Origin of the sequence: Providencia sp. PROV109 (assembly GCF_033681625.1) — a bacterium.
GTDB lineage: Bacteria > Pseudomonadota > Gammaproteobacteria > Enterobacterales > Enterobacteriaceae > Providencia > Providencia hangzhouensis.
On sequence record NZ_CP096320.1, the window covers coordinates 237914 to 256409 of the forward strand.

Genomic DNA, 18496 nt, shown 5'->3' on the forward strand with positions numbered 1-18496 from the left:
CTGAGCAATGACAACAAAATCCAAGCCGGTGCGCCTTTGTGTTGAAGGGGCAACAACTGACGGTCGCAAGGTGCAGCGTCAATGGTTGACGGATATCGAACAAAATTATGACCCTAGCGTTTATGGCGCGCGAATCAATATGGAGCACTGGAATTATTCTTGGATGCCGCGATTCGGTGATGTGGAGTCGGTTTATACCGAGGAAATCAGTGAGGGTGCATTAGCAGGAAAATTAGCGCTGTATGGCGTCTTAAAGCCAACCCCTGAACTGGTTGAAATGAACAAAAAACGCCAAAAGGTTTACACATCTGTCGAAATTAACCCGAATTTCTCGGATATGGGTAGTGCGTATCTTGTGGGGTTAGCGGTGACGGATAACCCTGCCAGCCTTGGTACTAGCATGCTTGAATTTAGTGCTGGGGCAGATAAGGCGAATAATCTTTCTGACCGTAAGCAAGATAAAGATAACCTCTTTACGGCTGCGGAAGAAACGGTAATTGAATTTTCAGAAGTGGAAGAAACGCCTGAAAAAACAAGCCCAAGTCTAAAAGAATGTGTTTTTGCCATGTTTAGCCGAGCGCAGAAACGCAATGATGCGGAGCTTGACGATATTCATCAAGCCGTTGAACTGTGTGCGGAAGAGCAAACAGAAGCGGCACAAAAGCTTGCAACATTAGAGCGTGAAGTAAAGGCACTCTCCGCAGTCAAGCAGCAAAATGAAGCACTGCGAACTGAGCTGGACTCGCTTAAACAAGATTTAAGCCAGCAAGACCATAACAAGCATCGCCCAACCTCTTTCGGCGGTGCGGGTACAAATACCGAAAATCTCACTGATTGCTAACGGGAAGAACAATGAGAAAAGAAACACGTTTTAAATTTAATGGTTATTTAACCCGACTTGGTGAGATTTACGGTGTTCAGCCGCGTGAATTTGCTGAGTCAAAAGTAGAAATCTCACCGGCAGCAGCCCAAAAACTGGAAACCAAAATTCAGCTTAGCGCTGTTTTTCTGACGAAAATTAATATCGTGCCAGTTAAAAACCAAATCGGTGAAAAAATTGGTTTGGGTATTGGCTCAACTGTTGCTGGTACGACGGACACGACGAAAAAAGATCGAGAGCCAATCGATCCAACTGCGTTAACGGGGCAAAAATACCATTGCCAGCAAACGAATTTCGATACCGCAATTCGTTATGAAAAGCTGGATATGTGGGCGATGTTTGAGGATTTTCAGCGCCGTATTCGTGATGCGATTATTCAGCGACAAGCCCTTGACCGCATCATGATCGGATTTAACGGAACAAGTCGTGCTGCCACATCAAATCGCGCAGTGAATAAGTTACTGCAAGACGTGAATGTTGGTTGGTTACATAAAATTCGTCTTGAAGCCCCTACGCAAGTTATTGGCTCTTCAACAGATAAAGACACGAACGTTGTGACGCCAGAACCTATCAAAGTCGGCAAAAATGAGGGTTACAAGAATATTGATGCTCTCGTCATGCAGGCAGTCAATAACGCAATTGCAGAAGAATTCGCAGATGATACGGGATTAATTGCAATTTGTGGGCGCTCGCTTCTGGATGAAAAATACTTCCCAATCGTCAACCGTGATCAGCCTAATTCTGAAGCGTTAGCCGGTGATGTGATTATCAGCCAGAAACGGCTGGGCGGTTTAATGGCAATGCGAGTCCCTTATTTCCCTAAGAATGCCATTCTTATCACTCGTTTGGATAACTTATCAATTTACGTGCAAATCGACTCTCGACGCCGTCAAGTTGAAGATAATGCAAAACGTGATCGCATCGAAAACTACGAATCAGTCAATGAAGATTACATCATTGAAGATTATGACTGCGTGGCGTTGATTGAAAACATTGAAATTATCAATGAGGAAACAGCGCCTGACGCAGCAGCGGGTGATGATGCTGAGCAGAAAGCAAAAATGTTAGCGACAGCGGAAGAAAATGACGCGCTTAAAGCTGAGCTTGATGCTCTAAAAAAAGAGCTTGAGCAGAAAGAAAAAGCAGGGAAATAAGGGGTAAGTCGTGAACCCGTGGGAAAAAAAGCGCATGCAAGTGGAAGCAAAGAATGTCGGAGCGTATGGCGTTCTTGCTGACCCATCAGCAGCAACACAAGTTAAATTGATGTTGAGGCAGCACATGCGTGACTTGAGCAAAATTCAATCATTTGAACGTAAAGCGGCGTATAAGCGAAAAGCCTTGCCGTTGTATGAAGCGTGGGTCACTGAAACGCTAAAAGGCAATTCAGGGGCGCAAGATGATGTATTGATGTATCTCATGTTGTGGTGTTTTGATGCGGGTGTGTATGAGCAAGGACTTGATATTGCTGAATATGCACTCAAGCACAATCTCACTATGCCGTCAGGTCAATCGCGCACAACAGGGTGCGCTATTGCTGAGGAAATGGGAGATAGAGCTAAAGAAGCTAACACCGCGAAGAATCCAATCCCACTGGATATCTTACAGCGCACAATGTCATTGATTGAGCATGAAGACATGCCAGACAAAGTGCGGGGTGAGTTACACAAATGGTTGGGTTATAGCTTACGGGATAATGACTTACCTCAGCCTGCGCTTTGCGAATTAATGCGCGCGCTTGAGCTTAATGAGCGCTGCGGCGTGAAAAAAGACATTAGCAATATTGAAAAGTTTTTGTCTGCGAAAAACAGCGCAGACAATTAAAGAACGTGCCAACGCGCAAGGCGGCGCGAGACTAGAAACTGGTTTTCGACATCTCGCCCACCGCCTACCTATTGAGGTGAGTTATGGATTTTGTTTCACCAGAACAGGTAAAAGAAAAAAATGAAGTATTAAAAAGTGATGATTTCTTTCCTGCCATCAATACCGCCGATTTTCGCGAACAAATGCGCGTAGATGGAACGGTCACACCACATCGTCTAATCAACAGCTTAAAAAATGCCATTATCGAAACCAATCGAGAGTTGTTGGAATGGAAAACGAAAGAAATTGGTTTGGGGTATCAGTCGCTTGAGAGTGTACCTGCCAATAAAATTCATGAGGGCGAATCCTCAGAGTCCGAGCTTATTTATCTTTATCGCCGCGCTGTATTTTGCGGTGCGAAAGCCAATATCACTGAGCGATATCGTGATATTGATACCACGCCTAGTGGTAGTAAGAAAGCCGATGCGCTTGAGCCAAATATTGATGATTTGCAACGTGATGCGTTATGGGCAATCCAGCGAATCAAGGGCGCAACACATAACATTGTTGAGCTGATATGAAGATTAGAACAATTCAAGGTGACACCGTTGACGCTATTTGTTGGCGATTTTACGGAAGAACGATGGGAATGACTGAAGCGGTTCTGTTAGCAAATCCTAACTTAGCAGAGCATGGTGCAGTTGTTCCCGCTGGAATATTAATTGATATGCCAGAAGTGACGTCAGAGCCAACGCGACCACTTTTACAGTTATGGGATTAAGTACATGTTTGATAAAGATCCGAATAGTTTCGGTCTGGTTCAGTGGTTGATGCTGCTCTTCATTTCCGCATGGGGAGGCGCTGTGAGATATATCATTGATATACGAAAAAATAATACCGCATGGAGCTGGGTAAATGCCTTAATGCAAGTTGTTGTGTCAGGGTTTGCTGGGCTTCTTGGTGGTCTTGGTGCTATCGAATCAGGAGCATCGGAATACATGATCATGATTTCATCGGGTGTTGCAGGTGCGATGGGAACCATGGCTTTAGATTTTTTCTGGTTGAAGTATACAGGGGTAAAGAGTGACAAAATTAAGTGAGCATTTCAATAGCGCAGAGTTTGCCTGTAAAGATGGGTGTGGCGCATCAAAAGTTGATGTTGAGTTAGTGGGTGTGCTTGAAGATGTGAGAGCGCATTTTAACAAGCCGGTTTATGTTGTCAGTGGTCGTCGTTGTGCGAAACATAATAAAGCCGTTGGCGGCGCTGAGCATTCACAGCATCTTTTAGGTACAGCAGGAGATATCAAAGTCAAAGATGTTGCACCGAAAGCCGTCGCTGATTATTTGGAGTCAAAATATCCGAGTAAATATGGTGTCGGACGCTACAAAACATTCACTCACATTGATGTTCGTAAAAACAAAGCACGCTGGGGAAGTAACTCATAATATGAAAAAGAGAGTGATTGGGTTTGTGGTCTTACTTGGTATTGCGTTAATTATCGCCGTGCTGGGCATGAAAAAAATAGATAATTTGAATACTCAAATTGGTGGGCTGCAAGAAGAAAATACGCAGTTAAAAACTGACGTAAGCAATCAATCTAAGGTTATTGCTGACCAATCACTTTCTTTTCATCGCGCAAATCAAATCAGTAGCGCAGCTTACCGGAACGGAATTATCCAACGTGCGAGCGCAGAGGAAAGAAAAATTGAATATAAAACCATCCTTAGAAAAGAGCCGAGCTGTGATCTGCCTGTGCCTCAGTTTATTTCTGACCGGTTGCTCAGTAACGCGTACCGTTTACGTGCCATCGCCATGCACACCAATACCGAAAACGCTAACGCAGCCAGTACCACCATCACTACCGGACGGATTTTAACCTATTGCGATTTGGCATTGTGGGTTGATCCGCTACTTACCGATTTAGAGCAAGCAAATACGCAGCTTATGGCGATTGAGAAATTCGACGAGGAGCGTGAGCATGAAAAAGTTAACTAGCTTGCGAGACTATTTAAATAGCAAAATCCCGTTCCTGCACAAAAACCCAGAAAAGCTCTACATGTTTGTTGAGAATGGACGGATTATTTCGACAATAGCGACAACGCCAAGTTTTGAATATGAATACACGGCGAATATTATTATTGAAGGCTATAAAGGTGATCAGAATGTTTTGATTGCAGTCGTCAATGATTGGCTGGTAAAGCATCAACATGATATTTCAGCGAATCCAACCAAGCGATATCAAGATTTTAAGTTTGAAGCTGTTATTTTAGATAATGAAACCGCGGATATTAGTATCGACCTAAATCTTACAGAGCGAGTGTTAGCCATCGATAACGAGGGCAAATGGGTTGTTGAGTCTATTTCTGAGCCAGCAAATCCATTCGATGAATGGAAAACAGAGCGATGAGCGAGGATACATTACGTAAGCTTGATAGCGAGTTAAGCGCTTTAATCAGCCGTATGTCTGCAAATCAGCGCCGACAACTAGCTAAAGAAATAACGCGTGACTTGCGCCGATCTCAAATAAAGCGCATCCAGCAACAAAAAAATCCAGACGGTAGTGCATACACAAAAAGAAAAGCCAGCTTTGTCACGGTACAGCGTGAAATTCAATTCATGTGGCGGGGTCAAAAACGTATATTGCGTAATTGGCGTGGAAACTCAAAGACGATTACCGGACAAGATGCGGATAAAAAATCCCAGCGCTCATTTCGTAAATCGGATATTCAGCGCTATATCAGCGTCAAAAAAGACAAAATCAGTACAGAGCGAAAAACCAAGCAAACTCGTATGTTTAAAAAACTGGCAACCGCCCGTTTTTTGCGGATGTATAACAGCGATAAAGAAGCCGTTATTTACTTTTTACCCTCTGCGGGAAATATTGCCGGTGTGCATCAATTTGGATTAACAGAACGAATTGGACGAGCACAAATTACCTATCCTTCACGTCAATTACTTGGGCTTACGCCGCAAGAAGTTACTCACATCGAAAACCAAATTATTGATTTTCTGACACGATAATTTGTGCCACTAATCAAACAAACCACACTTACTGAACACTTGCAGTATTAATGGCAGGCTTAAGAAAATAATTTTTTTGAGGTTGCTATGCGTAAATACATTCCCTTTATTCCTGCTTTAGTCGTTATTCTTTACTCTCTGATTGCCTTTCTTGATAACACTGCTGGAAGTTTTATTGCTGTACTCATATTGAATACGGTGATTTCTTTTTATGCCTTCTGGTTATTGATGAACTATCTGCCATTTCTAGGGAGCCAAACGAAGTCTTATAAATTAGACGGTTTCCCTCTGAGTCTTGTCCCGATGGATAACGCCGTTTATCGCTATGTCCATGCATTAAATTTACTTGCTTTGCTAGCTTTAACGCTTATCGGTCAATGGTTTTTAGTCCCGTTATTTACCTGTTTAGGCTGCTGGCAACACTTAGTTCGCCAATTGCTTTTAAATGCCATTTCACAAGAGAAATAACGCGCTATGTCCGCTGATATTTATCGCTTAATCCGAAATCTGATCCGTATTGGCGTTGTCACTGCCGTTGATGCCAAGAAAGGGTGCCGCGTAAAAACGGGCGACTTAGAAACGGAATGGCTTAACTGGATAACATTGCGTGCCGGTAGTACTCGCACAATGAATGCGCCGAGTGTTGGTGAGCAAGTGATTATCCTAGCTATCGGCGGTGAGTTAACGACAGCATTTGTATTAACGGGTATTTTCTCCAATGAACACTCAGAGCCTACCGATTCATTGACGGCAGACCATCGCACCTATTCAGACGGGGCAGTCATTGAATATGAGCCAGCCACGGGCGCGTTGAAAGCGACTGGTATCACAACCGCACATATTGAAGCCAGTGAGCAAGTTAGCGCGGAAACACAAGTGGTCATTGTCAATGCTGCTCAGCAAATCAAACTCAATACTCCAACTGTTATTTGCTCGGATAATTTAACGTGTGCCACGTTGAAAGTCACTAAGGGCGGAGAAATGACCGGTGATATTACGCATAAAGGTGGCAAGTTTTCATCAAATGGCGTTGTTGTTGATGACCACGATCACGGCGGTGTGCAGCGTGGTGGTAGCCGAACAGAGGGGACGCAATGAAATATCAGGGCATGAGTCGAATCGACGGCACGGCGATTTCAGATATTGAGCATATCCGCCAGTCAGTCAGAGATATTTTAATCACGCCTATTGGCTCGCGTGTCATTCGTCGTACCTATGGCTCATTACTATCAGAGTTAATTGATCAGCCGCAAAACCCAGCATTGAAACTGCAATTGATGTCAGCCTGCTATACCGCTTTGATGAAGTGGGAACCGCGTATTTTATTAACCCGCATCGGGTTAAGTAGTACAGAAGCCGCAAAGCTAATGATTGATATCGAAGCAATTGAGCAAGACTCAAATCAGCCAATTAACTTTTCTGTCGATGTGGGGCGATGATGGCAAACAGTATTGATATAAGTTTATTACCGGCACCGGATGTTATTGAAGTGCTCGATGTTGAAGTGATATTTGCTGAGCGAAAAGCGGCATTAATTGCTGCTATGCCACCGGAGCAACGTGAAGTAGTCGCCAGAACGTTAGAGTTTGAGTCAGAGCCACTCACAAAACTACTGCAAGAGAACAGCTACCGTGAGTTGATTTTACGCCAGCGTGTGAATGAAGCAGCCCGCGCAAGTATGGTGGCTTTCGCTACGGCAGCAGACCTTGATCAGCTTGCAGCTAATAACGGCGTTAAAAGATTGGTCCTATTTAAAGGGGATGAAACAGCAATCCCGCCCATCCCGCCAGTTTATGAGTCTGATTCTGATTTGAGAATGCGCATCCCAGAAGCGTTTGAGGGATTGAGTGTTGCGGGTCCTGTTGGTAGTTATGCCTACCACGCTCGCAGTGCAGATGGTCGCGTTGCTGATGCCTCAGTGATTAGTCCATCCCCCGCTTGTGTGACGGTGACCGTTTTGTCGCGGGAGGGTAATGGTGTCGCGCCAGCAGATTTAATTGAAATTGTTGATGTAGCTTTAAATGATGAAGATATGCGCCCTGTTGCTGATCGAGTGACCGTGCAGTCTGCTGAAATTGTTGATTATGAAATCGTCGCGAAAATTTATTGTTATCCATCCCCTGAATACGAGCCGATTATGGAAGCGGCAGAAGCACAACTAAAACACTATACCAACCAACAACACAGGTTAGGGCGTGACATTGTGTTGAGCGCGATTTATGCCGCTTTGCATGTTCAAGGTGTGCAACGTGTTGAGCTGATTTCACCAAAGGCAGATATCAAACTCGATAAGACGCAAGCCAGTTTTTGTACTGGAATAAATGTTGAGCTGGGTGGCTCGGATGAATAGCCGTTTACTGCCAGTTGGGTCGTCAGCATTAGAGCTTGCCGCTGGTGAGGCTTTAGCTGAAATAGAACGGGTGCCGATCCCCATTCGTATTCTCTGGAATCCTGATAAATGTCCGGTGCATTTGCTGCCGTATCTGGCATGGGCATTCAGTGTTGACCGGTGGGATAAAAACTGGACAGAGAAAGCCAAGCGCGACGCGATTAAGTCCGCGATGTTTATTCATAAGCATAAAGGCACGATAGGCGCATTGCGTCGTGTTGTTGAGCCATTGGGCTATTTAATTCGAGTTATTGAGTGGTGGAAAACTAACGAAACACCAGGAACGTTTAGGCTTGATATTGGCGTGCTAGAAACGGGTATTACAGAAGAAATGTACCGTGAGTTGGAGGCGCTTATTTTTGATGCGAAGCCAGCGAGCCGGCATTTAATCGGACTAACTATTCAGCTAGAAACCCGTGGTGAATTTTATTGTACGGCATCCAGTTATGCCGGTGATGCATTAACTGTTTACGCGTATACGCCCCCTTTAATTTCCGTTTCTGGACTTGATGTTCAGGGCGCAGCTGTTCATCTCATTGACGAAACGAGGATTTATCAACAATGAAATATTTCGCATTGCTCACTAAATTAGGTGAGAACTTAATCGCGCAGGCAACCGCGTTAGGAACAAAAATTGAGCTTACTCATATGGCGGTGGGGGATGGTGGCGGTTCATTACCAACCCCTGATACCAATCAAACAAAGCTAATTGCCGAAAAACGCCGAGCAGCTATCAATACGTTATTTATTGATGGAAAAAATAAAAATCAGATTATCGCTGAGCAAATCATCCCTGAATCTGAGGGCGGTTGGTGGATACGTGAGATTGGATTGTTTGATAAAACAGGTAATTTAATTGCAGTCGCAAACTGTCCTGAAACTTACAAACCGCAGCTTGCTGAGGGGTCGGGGCGAACACAATCTATTCGAATGGTATTGATTGTTAGTCATACTGAGTCAGTGACATTGAAGATTGATCCATCGGTTGTACTTGCTACCCGTGAGTATGTAAATACAGAAATTACCGTGCTGGATAAAAAAATTGATGCACTATCTGCGCAAACAAAATTGGATTTGAGTAAAAAATTCGATAAAGCGAATATTTCAGATGTTAAAGGAAATGCTAGGGATAAAACCCCTAGTTTAGATTTATTTACGACAGAGACGGGGAAATTAGCGACAAAAGCTGAATTAGCTACTGGATTATCAAGTAAACAACCAGCCGGTGAATATGCAACAAAAGACGAATTAAAAACTGGCTTAGATAGCAAGCTAGGAACGGATGCAATTGTGCAATATGGCGGGCAAACAACAAATGTTTCCATGAGTCAAAAAGCCGTTACTGATATGGGTTTGACAAAACTTGATAAGACTGGTGGTGAAATGACGGGGACGCTCATCACCCCTCGCGTCGAATCCAATAAATTGACTGGAGATAATAAACAAATTCTTAATGCTTCTGGTGCAACCGTTTATCTAGGAAACACTGAAAGTGTTGCAGCAGTAAGATTAGAGTCTAACAACGGTGCTGCATACGTAACCCGTGGCTCAGAAGCTTTTAGAATTTATCATCAAGGTTTTAAGCCTTCATCCAGTGATGTGGGCGCAATATCAACGGATATGAGTTATGCATTTGTTCCTATTGGCGCATCAGTAATTTGGAACACATCAGCACCAATTCCGCCTAATTTCTGGGCTAATGAAGGTCGTTCTTTTTCAGCTACTGAATATCCAGAAGCCGCAAAAGCGATGCCTGATTTAAAAGTACCTGATGATAGAGGGTATGCCATCCGAGCAGCAGATAATGGTCGTGGTATTGATACTGGTCGTACAGTAGGAACATATCAGCAAGATGCTATGCGAAATTTGACGGGGAATGTGAGATCTACAGGACTTGCGACAACAAGCGGTTTAGTCGCGGAAGGTGTGTTTGCAAGGAATGAAACATATAAAGCCTCGGATTCTCAACCGGGCGGAACAGTTTGGGCTGGACAAGGCTTTACACTCGATATTTCTCGGCAAGTACCAACTGCTGATGAATTTCGTATGAAAAACGTGGCTAAAATTTTAATTACGAGAATGAAATAATGAAATACACAACAGAAATTAAAAAGGCACAATTTGACGAGCAAGGGTTAGCAGTTGTTGCAGGGTGGACTGAGGTTTATCTTTGTGACCCCATGACGCGAGAATATGTTCGCGCATCGTTAGATAATGTTCCACTTGGCGGCTCAGTTGTTGCAGATGCATACTTAGATAAACCTGAATTGCCAACAAAATCAGATATCGCTATTGTTCGCAGTTCGGATGAAAAGTCGTGGTTGTACATTGCAGACCACCGCGGAAAAACTGCGTATAACACTTCAAATCGTCAACAAGTTGTTATTAATTTCATCGGTGATTTACCCACTGAGTTAACGTTACAGGAGCCTAAAACCGAATTTGATATCTGGAACGGCAAAAAATGGGTAACGGATAAGGAAGCTCAAAAAGCCGTATTGATTGCGCAAGCAGAGCAAGAGAAAGCGCAGCGTTTAACAGAGGCAGAGCAGAATATCATGATACTTGAGCGCAAGGTTAAGTTAGGCATGGCAACAGATGCAGAAAAAGATTTATTGATCGCATGGGAAATCTATAGCGTTAAAAATGCAGATGTTGATACTTCAAAAGCCCCCGATATCGATTGGGGCGTCAAACCAGAATAATTATTACAAGCCCCAGACGGGGCTTTGTTTCATTCCCCATACAATCCCCATTCCGTGCATTTCACTTATCCCACATCCAGAATTGAGCTATTGCAAAATAGAGGACGCTAGTAATGGCTCAAGATTATCACCACGGCGTGCGAGTCGTCGAACTTAACGAGGGTACGCGCCCTATTCGCACCATTAATACAGCTATCGCCGGCATGGTTTGTACTGCCGATGATGCTGATGCTAAATATTTTCCACTCAATACACCTGTTTTAATTACTGACGTGATGGACGCTGCCGGAAAGGCAGGCGATACCGGTACGTTAGCCCGTGCGTTAGAAGCAATCGGAAATCAATCAAAGCCGGTGACTGTTGTTGTCCGTGTTGAGCAAGGTGAAACCGAAGCGGAAACCACATCTAATATTATTGGCGGGTCAACAGCGGAAGGGCGCAAAACAGGCTTGCAAGCGTTAACCGTCGCTCAAAGCCGTGTGGGTGTGAAGCCGCGCATTATTGCCGTGCCAGGTCATGATACGCAAGCCGTTTCAGCATCACTTGCGGGCATCGCTCAAAAGATGCGAGCCATGGCATATATCAGTGCTTATGGTTGTAAGACGGTATCCGAAGCAATTGAGTATCGTCAGAATTTTAGCCAGCGCGAACTTATGTTGATTTACCCAGAATTTCAAGGCTGGGACACAGTCGCTAATGCAGAAAGTAATATCTATGCAACGGCAACGGCATTGGGGTTACGTGCAAAAATCGACAACGAGATGGGCTGGCATAAAACGTTATCTAACGTAGGGGTCAATGGTGTCACGGGTATTTCTGCCGATGTGTCATGGGACTTGCAAGACCCAGCCACGGACGCTGGTTTGCTTAACGAAAACGATATCACGACACTGATCCGTAATGATGGATTTAAATTCTGGGGTTCTCGTACTTGTTCCGATGATCCATTATTTGCCTTTGAATCTTACACGCGTACCGCACAAGTGCTGGCAGATACCATCGCAGAAGGGCAGGCATGGGCGGTTGATAAGCCACTGACACCAACGCTAGTGAAAGACATTATCGACGGTATCAACGCGAAATTACGCGCCATGACAAACCAAGGGTATTTGTTGGGCGGTGAATGCTGGTTTGATGAAAAAATCAACGTAAAAGAAGAGTTGAAGAGTGGCAAAGCCTATCTTGATTATGACTATACACCAGTTGCACCACTCGAAAACTTGATGTTGCGCCAGCGGATCACTGATCGTTATTTGTTAGATTTCAGCTCAAAAATTAAGGGGTAGTCATGGCGTTACCACGCAAGTTTAAACACATGAACATCTTTAATGATGGTCAAAATTACATGGGTATTGCCGAGGAAGTCACTTTGCCCAAACTGACTCGTAAATTTGAAGCGTATCGCGGCGGCGGCATGAATGGCTCAGCTCAAATTGATATGGGGCTGGATGATGGCGCGTTGGATATGGAGATTACTCTTGGCGGGATGGAGGCTCAAGTCTACCGCCAGTGGGGAATTGAAACTATTGATGGTGTCCAACTGCGATTTAATGGGTCAGTCCAACGTGATGATATTGGAGAAGTCCAAGCAGTTGAAATCGTCGTGCGTGGTCGATACAGCGAAATTGACGCCGGTAACGTGAAAGAGGGGGATAACTCTCAAACCAAACTGAGCGTAAAACCGATCTATTTCAGACTGGAAATGAACGGCGAAAAGCTGATTGAAATCGACATTATCAACATGATTGAGATCGTCGGTGGCGTTGACCGCATGGCGGCGCATCGTGAAGCATTAGGGCTATAAGGTAAAAGTAAATGACTGAACAAAAAGAAAATACTCACATCACAGTGACATTAGATGAACCGTTGACTCGTGGTGAAACGACGATCACTGAAATTATTGTGCGTAAACCCAATTCAGGGGCATTACGCGGTGTTCGTCTTGCGGCATTAATGGAAATGGATGTTGATTCAGCGATGTTGGTTTTACCTCGCGTCACGGCACCGGCACTAACCAAGCCTGAACTTATCCTTATGAATCCAGCAGACATGCTGAATTTGACCAAGGAGTTAGTGCTTTTTTTGCTACCGAAATCGGTAACTTCCGATTTCCAGAACGACTAACCGTTGATGATTTGGTGGCAGATATTGCCACCATTTTTCACTGGTCGCCGGCAGTAACCGAAAATTATTCTTTGACTGAATTATTAGAATGGCGTTATCACGCCCTTAAACGTAGCGGTGTTGAAGATGAGTAAAGATTTACGTTTACAGGTGATTTTAAGCGCCGTTGATAAATTCACAAAGCCACTACGCGGCGCTCAAGATTCCAATAAAAAACTGGCGGAAACTCTCCGCCGGTCTCGCCAAGAATTAAAAGAACTCAACAATCAAGCTCAGCAAATTGATGGCTTTAAGAAAACAAAGCAATCCCTTGATGCTGCAAATAATGCCTATCAAAAAGCCACCGAAAAGGTGAGCCAGCTTTCGCGCGAATTATCCTCAGTGCAAAATCCAACAAAGGCGCAGTCCAGAGAATTTGAACGCGCTAAGTCTGCCGCTGCTAAGCTAAAAATGGAAGCGGGAACGTTAAGCGTATCGCTACAGCGACAACGAGAAGCGCTGAAAAATAGCGGCATATCGACACGCCAGTTAAGTCAGGCTCAAACTAGACTCAATAGCGATATCTCCTCGGCTAATCAACGATTGCAGCAACAAGAGCAGCAATTAAAACGTGTCGCCAATCAAGAGCGGCGTATGTCTGCGGCGAAAGATGGCTATCAAAGAACCATGGACGTTCGAAACAAAATGGCTGGGGCTGGTGCCGGCATGACAGCCGCAGGAGTTGGGATTGGTTATGCGGCAAAAAAAGTCTTAGTACCAGGCTATGACTTTGAAATCGGCATGTCGAAAGTACAAGCCTTGACTCGTTTGGATAAAAACTCAGGTGATTACAAGATGCTGAGAGAGCAGGCGCGTGATCTGGGTGCAACGACGGCATTTACGGCGAATGAAGTCGCACAAGGGCAAGCGTTCTATGCGATGGCTGGTTTTAAACCTGAGCAAATTAAAAATGCGATGAAAGGCACATTATCAATGTCACTCGCCGGAGACATTGACTTAGCCACTACCGCGGATATTGGATCTAATATTTTAACTGGTTTTAAACTGAACTCGGATGAAATGAACCGAGTGAGCGACACGTTAGTCGCAACGTTTACACGCTCTAACGTCAACTTAAACATGCTCGGCGATACCATGAAATATGTTGCGCCAGTGGCGTCAGGGCTTGGTGTTGACTTAGAAACGGCAGCAGTTGCAGCCGGCAAGCTAGGTGATGCAGGTATTCAGGGCAGCATGGCGGGTACTGGTTTGCGATCTATTTTGGGGCGCTTGGCTGAGCCGCCAAAGCAAGCCGCCGAAGCTCTCACAAAGCTGGGTATAAAAACCAGAGATGCAAAAGGCAACTTACGTGAGTTACCCGTTATTCTTGCCGAGTTGGACAAGAAAACTAAAAAAATGGGTACTGCACAGCGAGCAGGGTTATTCAAGCATATAGCTGGCGAAGAGGCATTTTCTGCATTATCTGTACTTGTTGATCAGGCGGGTTCGGGTCAATTGCAGGCAATGATTGCAGAAATCAAAGCCGCAAAAGGTGAAGCCGAAAAAGTGGCTAAAACCATGACCGATAATCTTGACGGTGATTTGAAAAACCTCACATCAGCGTATGAAGATGTCGGGATTCAAATCTTTGGTGGTGCCGATAGTCCATTGCGTGACATAGCAAAAAGCGTCACCGATATCATTTCAAGTTTTGGTGAGTGGGCAAAGAAAAATCCTGAAATAGTTAAAACACTCACAATGATCACATTGGGGCTTGGGGCGATTTTAGCTGTGGGCGGTGGCATATCATTGATGATTGCTGCAATGATTGGTCCACTTGCGATGGCGAAGCTCAGCTTGTCAGTGTTAGGCATTAAAGGTAGCGGTTTCCTCTGGTTGCTGATTAAGCCAATTAAGCTGATTGGAACGGCGTTTATGATGTTGGGAAGGGCGTTATTAGCTAACCCGATTATCTTAATTATTACTGCCATTGCGGGTGCAGCTTATTTGATTTACAAGCATTGGGACAAGATAGCTCCCTATGTCAAAGGTGTTTGGAACTTAGTTAGCGGTATTTTTAAGGATGCGTTTGAGGTAATTAAATCATTCTTAATGAACTGGACAATAGTGGGTCCGATAGCAAGAAATTGGGATCAGATTACAGCTTATGCAGCGCAAGTTTGGGACGCAGTGAAGCAAACTTTTTCTCAATTTTGGGAGTGGGTAAAATATTTCATCTTAAACTGGACGACGGCGGGTTTAATTTACAAGCATTGGGATAGCATTGTTTCTGTGACGTCGCGTATGTGGGCGCTAATTAAAAAAACGATCTCGGATAAATGGAATGAGATTGTCGCTGATGTGACTGCATTGCCCGAACGTTTCAAGCAAATCGGTGGTGAAATTATCGATAGTTTGAAGAATGGTATTCTTGAAAAATGGGAGTCACTAAAATCTACATTTGCTGAAATTAAGCAGGCTGCGACAGATTTATTACCTGAGTGGATGTTATCAGATGATGCCAAAGCTGCGAGATTAGCGACTCAGGCAAGCGGCGCATCCGTTGCGGGTAAGTCACTTGCTGGGTTATTTGATAGTGGCGGTTATATTCCTCGTGGTCAATTTGGCATTGTGGGTGAGTATGGTCCTGAGATTGTTAATGGTCCTGCGAATGTGACCAGTCGTAAAAGTACAGCGGCATTGGCTGCGGCAGCATTAACACTAGGTTCAATGTCGGCAGTGGCGGATAAACCGATTCACCCCTATGCATTACCGGCTAAAAATTACGTATCTACACCGGTTAATATCACTCAAAATCGCAGTGAGTCTAGTCGATCCCCGATTGAAATTCATATTCATCCTACACCGAATCAATCAGCCGCGGATATTGCAAAAGAGGTCGCAAGGCAATTAGAAGAGGCGGAGCGAAGAAAGCAATCAAGGCGGTTAAGCCAGTATCAAGACAGTGGAGAATATTAATTATGGCAATGGCAGCACTAGGCGTATTTATTTTTCATTTGCGAACAACGCCCTATCAAATGATGCAGATTAATAAAAAATACCGATACGGATTTAATAACCGCGTCGGCAAGCGACCTGCATTCCAGTTTATTGGTCCTGATAGTGATGATATTTCGTTAAGTGGTTCGTTATTTCCATCATTAACCGGCGGTAAGTTATCGTTATTGGCTTTGGAGTTAATGGCAGATACCGGTAAGGCGTGGTCGCTGATCGATGGAACCGGCACAATTTACGGGATGTTTGTCATTGAAGAAATCACACAATCAAAAAGTTACTTTTTTGATGATGGTGCCGCTAGACAAATAGATTTCACGTTGAAGTTGAAACGGACAGACGAATCATTAAGTGAGATGTTTGGTGATTTGAGTAAGCAATTGAGCGATCTCCGTGGGGCATTGCCATTATGAGTATGTTTACGGGGGATGAATCGACACCGGCATTTGTGCTAGCCGCCGGTGGTGAAAATATCAATGCGCTAATCCAAGGGCGTTTAATGTCATTATCAATGACTGATAACCGAGGGTTTGAAGCCGATCAGCTTGATATTGAACTGGATGATAGCGACGGGAAATTAGCATTGCCAAAGCGCGGTGAAACACTATCACTTCATTTAGGCTGGAAAAATGAGCCATTAATTTATAAAGGTACGTTCACGGTTGATGAAATTGAGCATAGCGGTGTGCCTGATAAGTTGACTATTCGCGGACGTAGTGCTGATTTTCGTGACACTCTAAACGTCAAGCGTGAGCAGTCATATCATCAAAAAACGCTGGGCGATATTGTGAGAACAATTGCGGAGCGTAACAAGCTCAAACCGGTGATAGATGAAAAGTTGGATAAAATAAAGTTAGCCCATATTGACCAAACGAATGAGTCAGATGGTTCATTTCTGACGAGAGTTGCTAAAACCGAGGGGGCAATTGTTGCCGTAAAAGATGGTAATTTATTATTCATGCGGCAGGGGGAGGGATTAACTGCGACGGGGCAACGAATTCAAACGATGTTTATTACTCGTTCTGTCGGTGATGGACATCGTTTTTCTTTGGCTGATCGTGGGGCATACACGGGAGTAATTGCAAACTGGTTAGACACTCGCGAGCCAAAAAAGAAAAAAGAAGTTGCAGTGAAGCGAAAGCGAAAAACCAACAGTAAAACACCGGCTAAAAAAAGTGAGCCAAAAGAAAAGCAAGGCGAATATTTAGCAGGGGAGCAAGGGAACGTATTGACGCTATCCCATACCTATGCGACTAAAGAAAATGCGGCAAGAGCCGCAAAGGCACAGTGGGAAAAAATTCAACGCGGAGTTGCTTCATTTTCTATTCAGCTTGCGCGAGGGCGTGCAGACTTATACCCAGAAATGCCGGTAATAGTGAGCGGGTTTAAGCCTGAAATTGATAATGCTGAGTGGACGTTAACGCGGGTTGTTCATTCACTTAATGATAGTGGATTTATGAGCGCATTAGAGCTTGAGGTAAAAGTTTCAGATCTCGATATGGCGGGAGAAGAAAATTAACACTGTATAAAATCACATGTTATACTGTATGCAATATTAACATCATGACAAAAGGTATATTATCATGATGAATTGTCCTCTTTGCGGTTACGCAGCTCATACCCGTAGTTCTCAGCAAGTCTCAAAAGAAACCAAAGAACGTTATAACCAGTGCCAGAATATTAATTGTGGTGCAACGTTTGTGAGTCATGAATCAGTATCAAGATTTGTGGTTAAACCTAAACTTGTAGAAGCTGTAAACCCCCACCCTAACAAATATCAACAAGCCTCTTTGTCATTATAAAAAATATGCCCCTCAATGTGAGGGGCAATAATGATTAACCTGCATTGACTAATTCATTAAAGAATTTATCAAAACCTTTCTTGTCACTGTCATCAAATCTCAATTCATTAAACTGGTCAGTGAAAGAGCAGCTTTCATCTATCAGGTCATCAAGACTATTTACAGGAATATATTTTTTAGTGATCTCTAATGCCTGTGGCTTAGTAATTGTTACTGTATATTCAGGGCTGCCACTCAATTTCTTTTTATCTGAAATGAGGTAAGAAGTAACAGTAACAGAATTGTTTGGGGTATTAATTAAGCTGCGATAAATCCCGTAAATCACCGCGCGTTTGGTTAATGTTTCTTTTAGGCTTTGGCTATCTTGCTCATACGCTGATGATGATAATCTGATCTCTAGTGGCGACTCGCTAATGATTTCAAGTGAGTTATTTTCTGGGTAAAAATCACTGAAATATTCCATTGCATCGCTTGCGGTTGCATAAGTGTGATTTTGTTTTGTACAGTCGTTTTTAGATGAAAGATAGCTCGCTGAAAACGCAAGATTTGAAAATGCGAATGACAGAAAAGTAAAAGTTAGAATGCTTTTAGTTGAACGTGACAGAAAGTTAGTCATTACATGTCCTCAATTAAATTGGACTTAAATTAGAGTCCGGTTTTGAGGATAAGTAAAGCCCCTCAAAAAGAGGGGCTAATTGGTCAATAATGGTCGATGTGGACGGACAATGGACGGTGTTTAGCATAAGGCTTTATATAACAATGCATTACGCCTATATAATG

The 18496-nt window shown here is 43.8% G+C and carries 26 protein-coding genes; 25 read left to right on the plus strand and 1 reads right to left on the minus strand.

Features of this window, described 5'->3' with window-relative positions; translation table 11 throughout:
• Positions 1–7: 7 nt before the first annotated feature.
• From M1F25_RS01090 to M1F25_RS01210, 25 genes are all read left to right on the plus strand, one after another.
• Positions 8–841, plus strand: coding sequence for a GPO family capsid scaffolding protein (locus M1F25_RS01090; protein ID WP_181489067.1), 834 nt, complete (start codon positions 8–10; stop codon positions 839–841).
• Between the two features lie 11 nt (positions 842–852).
• Entirely contained in the window at positions 853–2034 is a 1182-nt protein-coding gene (locus M1F25_RS01095) for a phage major capsid protein, P2 family (RefSeq protein ID WP_181489069.1), read from the plus strand.
• Positions 2035–2044: 10 nt separating this feature from the next.
• The gene (gpM, locus tag M1F25_RS01100) at positions 2045–2701 is read left to right on the plus strand and encodes a phage terminase small subunit (protein WP_232368710.1); all 657 of its coding nucleotides are present in this window, start codon (positions 2045–2047) and stop codon (positions 2699–2701) included.
• An 83-nt stretch (positions 2702–2784) separates the two neighbouring features.
• Positions 2785–3261, plus strand: a complete 477-nt coding sequence (locus M1F25_RS01105) for a head completion/stabilization protein (RefSeq protein WP_181489071.1) — start codon at positions 2785–2787, stop codon at positions 3259–3261.
• The gene (locus M1F25_RS01110) at positions 3258–3461 is read left to right on the plus strand and encodes a tail protein X (RefSeq protein WP_119246403.1); all 204 of its coding nucleotides are present in this window, start codon (positions 3258–3260) and stop codon (positions 3459–3461) included. The genes M1F25_RS01105 and M1F25_RS01110 overlap by 4 nt, the downstream gene beginning before the upstream one ends.
• Before the next feature lie 4 nt (positions 3462–3465).
• The gene (locus M1F25_RS01115; protein ID WP_006816440.1) at positions 3466–3780 is read left to right on the plus strand and encodes a phage holin family protein; all 315 of its coding nucleotides are present in this window, start codon (positions 3466–3468) and stop codon (positions 3778–3780) included.
• Complete coding sequence (locus M1F25_RS01120; RefSeq protein WP_181489073.1) at positions 3764–4126, plus strand: D-Ala-D-Ala carboxypeptidase family metallohydrolase; 363 nt, start codon at positions 3764–3766, stop codon at positions 4124–4126. Before M1F25_RS01115 ends, M1F25_RS01120 begins: the two co-directional genes overlap by 17 nt.
• A gap of 1 nt (position 4127) precedes the next feature.
• A complete protein-coding gene (locus tag M1F25_RS01125; protein ID WP_181489075.1) occupies positions 4128–4676 on the plus strand; it encodes a DUF2570 domain-containing protein in 549 nt (182 codons plus the stop codon).
• Positions 4660–5088, plus strand: coding sequence for a phage tail protein (locus M1F25_RS01130; protein WP_119246361.1), 429 nt, complete (start codon positions 4660–4662; stop codon positions 5086–5088). The genes M1F25_RS01125 and M1F25_RS01130 overlap by 17 nt, the downstream gene beginning before the upstream one ends.
• A complete protein-coding gene (locus tag M1F25_RS01135; RefSeq protein WP_181489077.1) occupies positions 5085–5702 on the plus strand; it encodes a phage virion morphogenesis protein in 618 nt (205 codons plus the stop codon). The genes M1F25_RS01130 and M1F25_RS01135 overlap by 4 nt, the downstream gene beginning before the upstream one ends.
• 87 nt (positions 5703–5789) lie before the next feature.
• Positions 5790–6170: a hypothetical protein gene (locus tag M1F25_RS01140; protein ID WP_181489079.1), complete on the plus strand. Its 381-nt coding sequence runs from the start codon at positions 5790–5792 to the stop codon at positions 6168–6170.
• 6 nt (positions 6171–6176) lie between these two features.
• Positions 6177–6800, plus strand: a complete 624-nt coding sequence (locus M1F25_RS01145; RefSeq protein WP_181489081.1) for a phage baseplate assembly protein V — start codon at positions 6177–6179, stop codon at positions 6798–6800.
• A complete protein-coding gene (locus M1F25_RS01150) occupies positions 6797–7141 on the plus strand; it encodes a GPW/gp25 family protein (RefSeq protein WP_119246400.1) in 345 nt (114 codons plus the stop codon). The genes M1F25_RS01145 and M1F25_RS01150 overlap by 4 nt, the downstream gene beginning before the upstream one ends.
• Positions 7138–8052, plus strand: coding sequence for a baseplate J/gp47 family protein (locus M1F25_RS01155; RefSeq protein WP_405127809.1), 915 nt, complete (start codon positions 7138–7140; stop codon positions 8050–8052). Before M1F25_RS01150 ends, M1F25_RS01155 begins: the two co-directional genes overlap by 4 nt.
• Entirely contained in the window at positions 8045–8656 is a 612-nt protein-coding gene (locus M1F25_RS01160; RefSeq protein WP_181489085.1) for a phage tail protein I, read from the plus strand. Before M1F25_RS01155 ends, M1F25_RS01160 begins: the two co-directional genes overlap by 8 nt.
• Complete coding sequence (locus M1F25_RS01165) at positions 8653–10179, plus strand: phage tail protein (RefSeq protein WP_232368711.1); 1527 nt, start codon at positions 8653–8655, stop codon at positions 10177–10179. Before M1F25_RS01160 ends, M1F25_RS01165 begins: the two co-directional genes overlap by 4 nt.
• Positions 10179–10796 (plus strand): tail fiber assembly protein, encoded by a 618-nt coding sequence (locus tag M1F25_RS01170; protein WP_181489087.1) that lies wholly within the window; start codon positions 10179–10181, stop codon positions 10794–10796. Before M1F25_RS01165 ends, M1F25_RS01170 begins: the two co-directional genes overlap by 1 nt.
• Before the next feature lie 113 nt (positions 10797–10909).
• Positions 10910–12082, plus strand: a complete 1173-nt coding sequence (locus M1F25_RS01175) for a phage tail sheath protein (RefSeq protein ID WP_181489089.1) — start codon at positions 10910–10912, stop codon at positions 12080–12082.
• 2 nt (positions 12083–12084) lie between these two features.
• On the plus strand, positions 12085–12600 hold the full coding sequence (locus M1F25_RS01180; RefSeq protein WP_181489091.1) for a phage major tail tube protein: 516 nt from the start codon (positions 12085–12087) through the stop codon (positions 12598–12600).
• Positions 12601–12611: 11 nt separating this feature from the next.
• Positions 12612–12920, plus strand: coding sequence for a phage tail assembly protein (locus M1F25_RS01185; protein ID WP_006816451.1), 309 nt, complete (start codon positions 12612–12614; stop codon positions 12918–12920).
• A 14-nt stretch (positions 12921–12934) separates the two neighbouring features.
• Positions 12935–13054 carry a GpE family phage tail protein gene (locus M1F25_RS01190; RefSeq protein WP_006816450.1) on the plus strand — a complete coding sequence of 40 codons (120 nt, stop codon included), beginning with the start codon at positions 12935–12937 and terminating at the stop codon, positions 13052–13054.
• On the plus strand, positions 13047–15878 hold the full coding sequence (locus M1F25_RS01195) for a phage tail tape measure protein (RefSeq protein WP_181489093.1): 2832 nt from the start codon (positions 13047–13049) through the stop codon (positions 15876–15878). The genes M1F25_RS01190 and M1F25_RS01195 overlap by 8 nt, the downstream gene beginning before the upstream one ends.
• A 2-nt stretch (positions 15879–15880) precedes the next feature.
• On the plus strand, positions 15881–16327 hold the full coding sequence (locus tag M1F25_RS01200) for a phage tail protein (RefSeq protein WP_006812851.1): 447 nt from the start codon (positions 15881–15883) through the stop codon (positions 16325–16327).
• Positions 16324–17433 (plus strand): phage late control D family protein, encoded by a 1110-nt coding sequence (locus tag M1F25_RS01205; protein WP_181489095.1) that lies wholly within the window; start codon positions 16324–16326, stop codon positions 17431–17433. The genes M1F25_RS01200 and M1F25_RS01205 overlap by 4 nt, the downstream gene beginning before the upstream one ends.
• Before the next feature lie 64 nt (positions 17434–17497).
• On the plus strand, positions 17498–17716 hold the full coding sequence (locus M1F25_RS01210) for an ogr/Delta-like zinc finger family protein (protein ID WP_119246396.1): 219 nt from the start codon (positions 17498–17500) through the stop codon (positions 17714–17716).
• A gap of 34 nt (positions 17717–17750) precedes the next feature.
• Here the strand turns inward: M1F25_RS01210 and M1F25_RS01215 are convergent, their stop codons facing one another.
• Entirely contained in the window at positions 17751–18332 is a 582-nt protein-coding gene (locus tag M1F25_RS01215) for a hypothetical protein (RefSeq protein WP_181489097.1), read from the minus strand.
• Between the last annotated feature and the right edge of the window lie 164 nt (positions 18333–18496).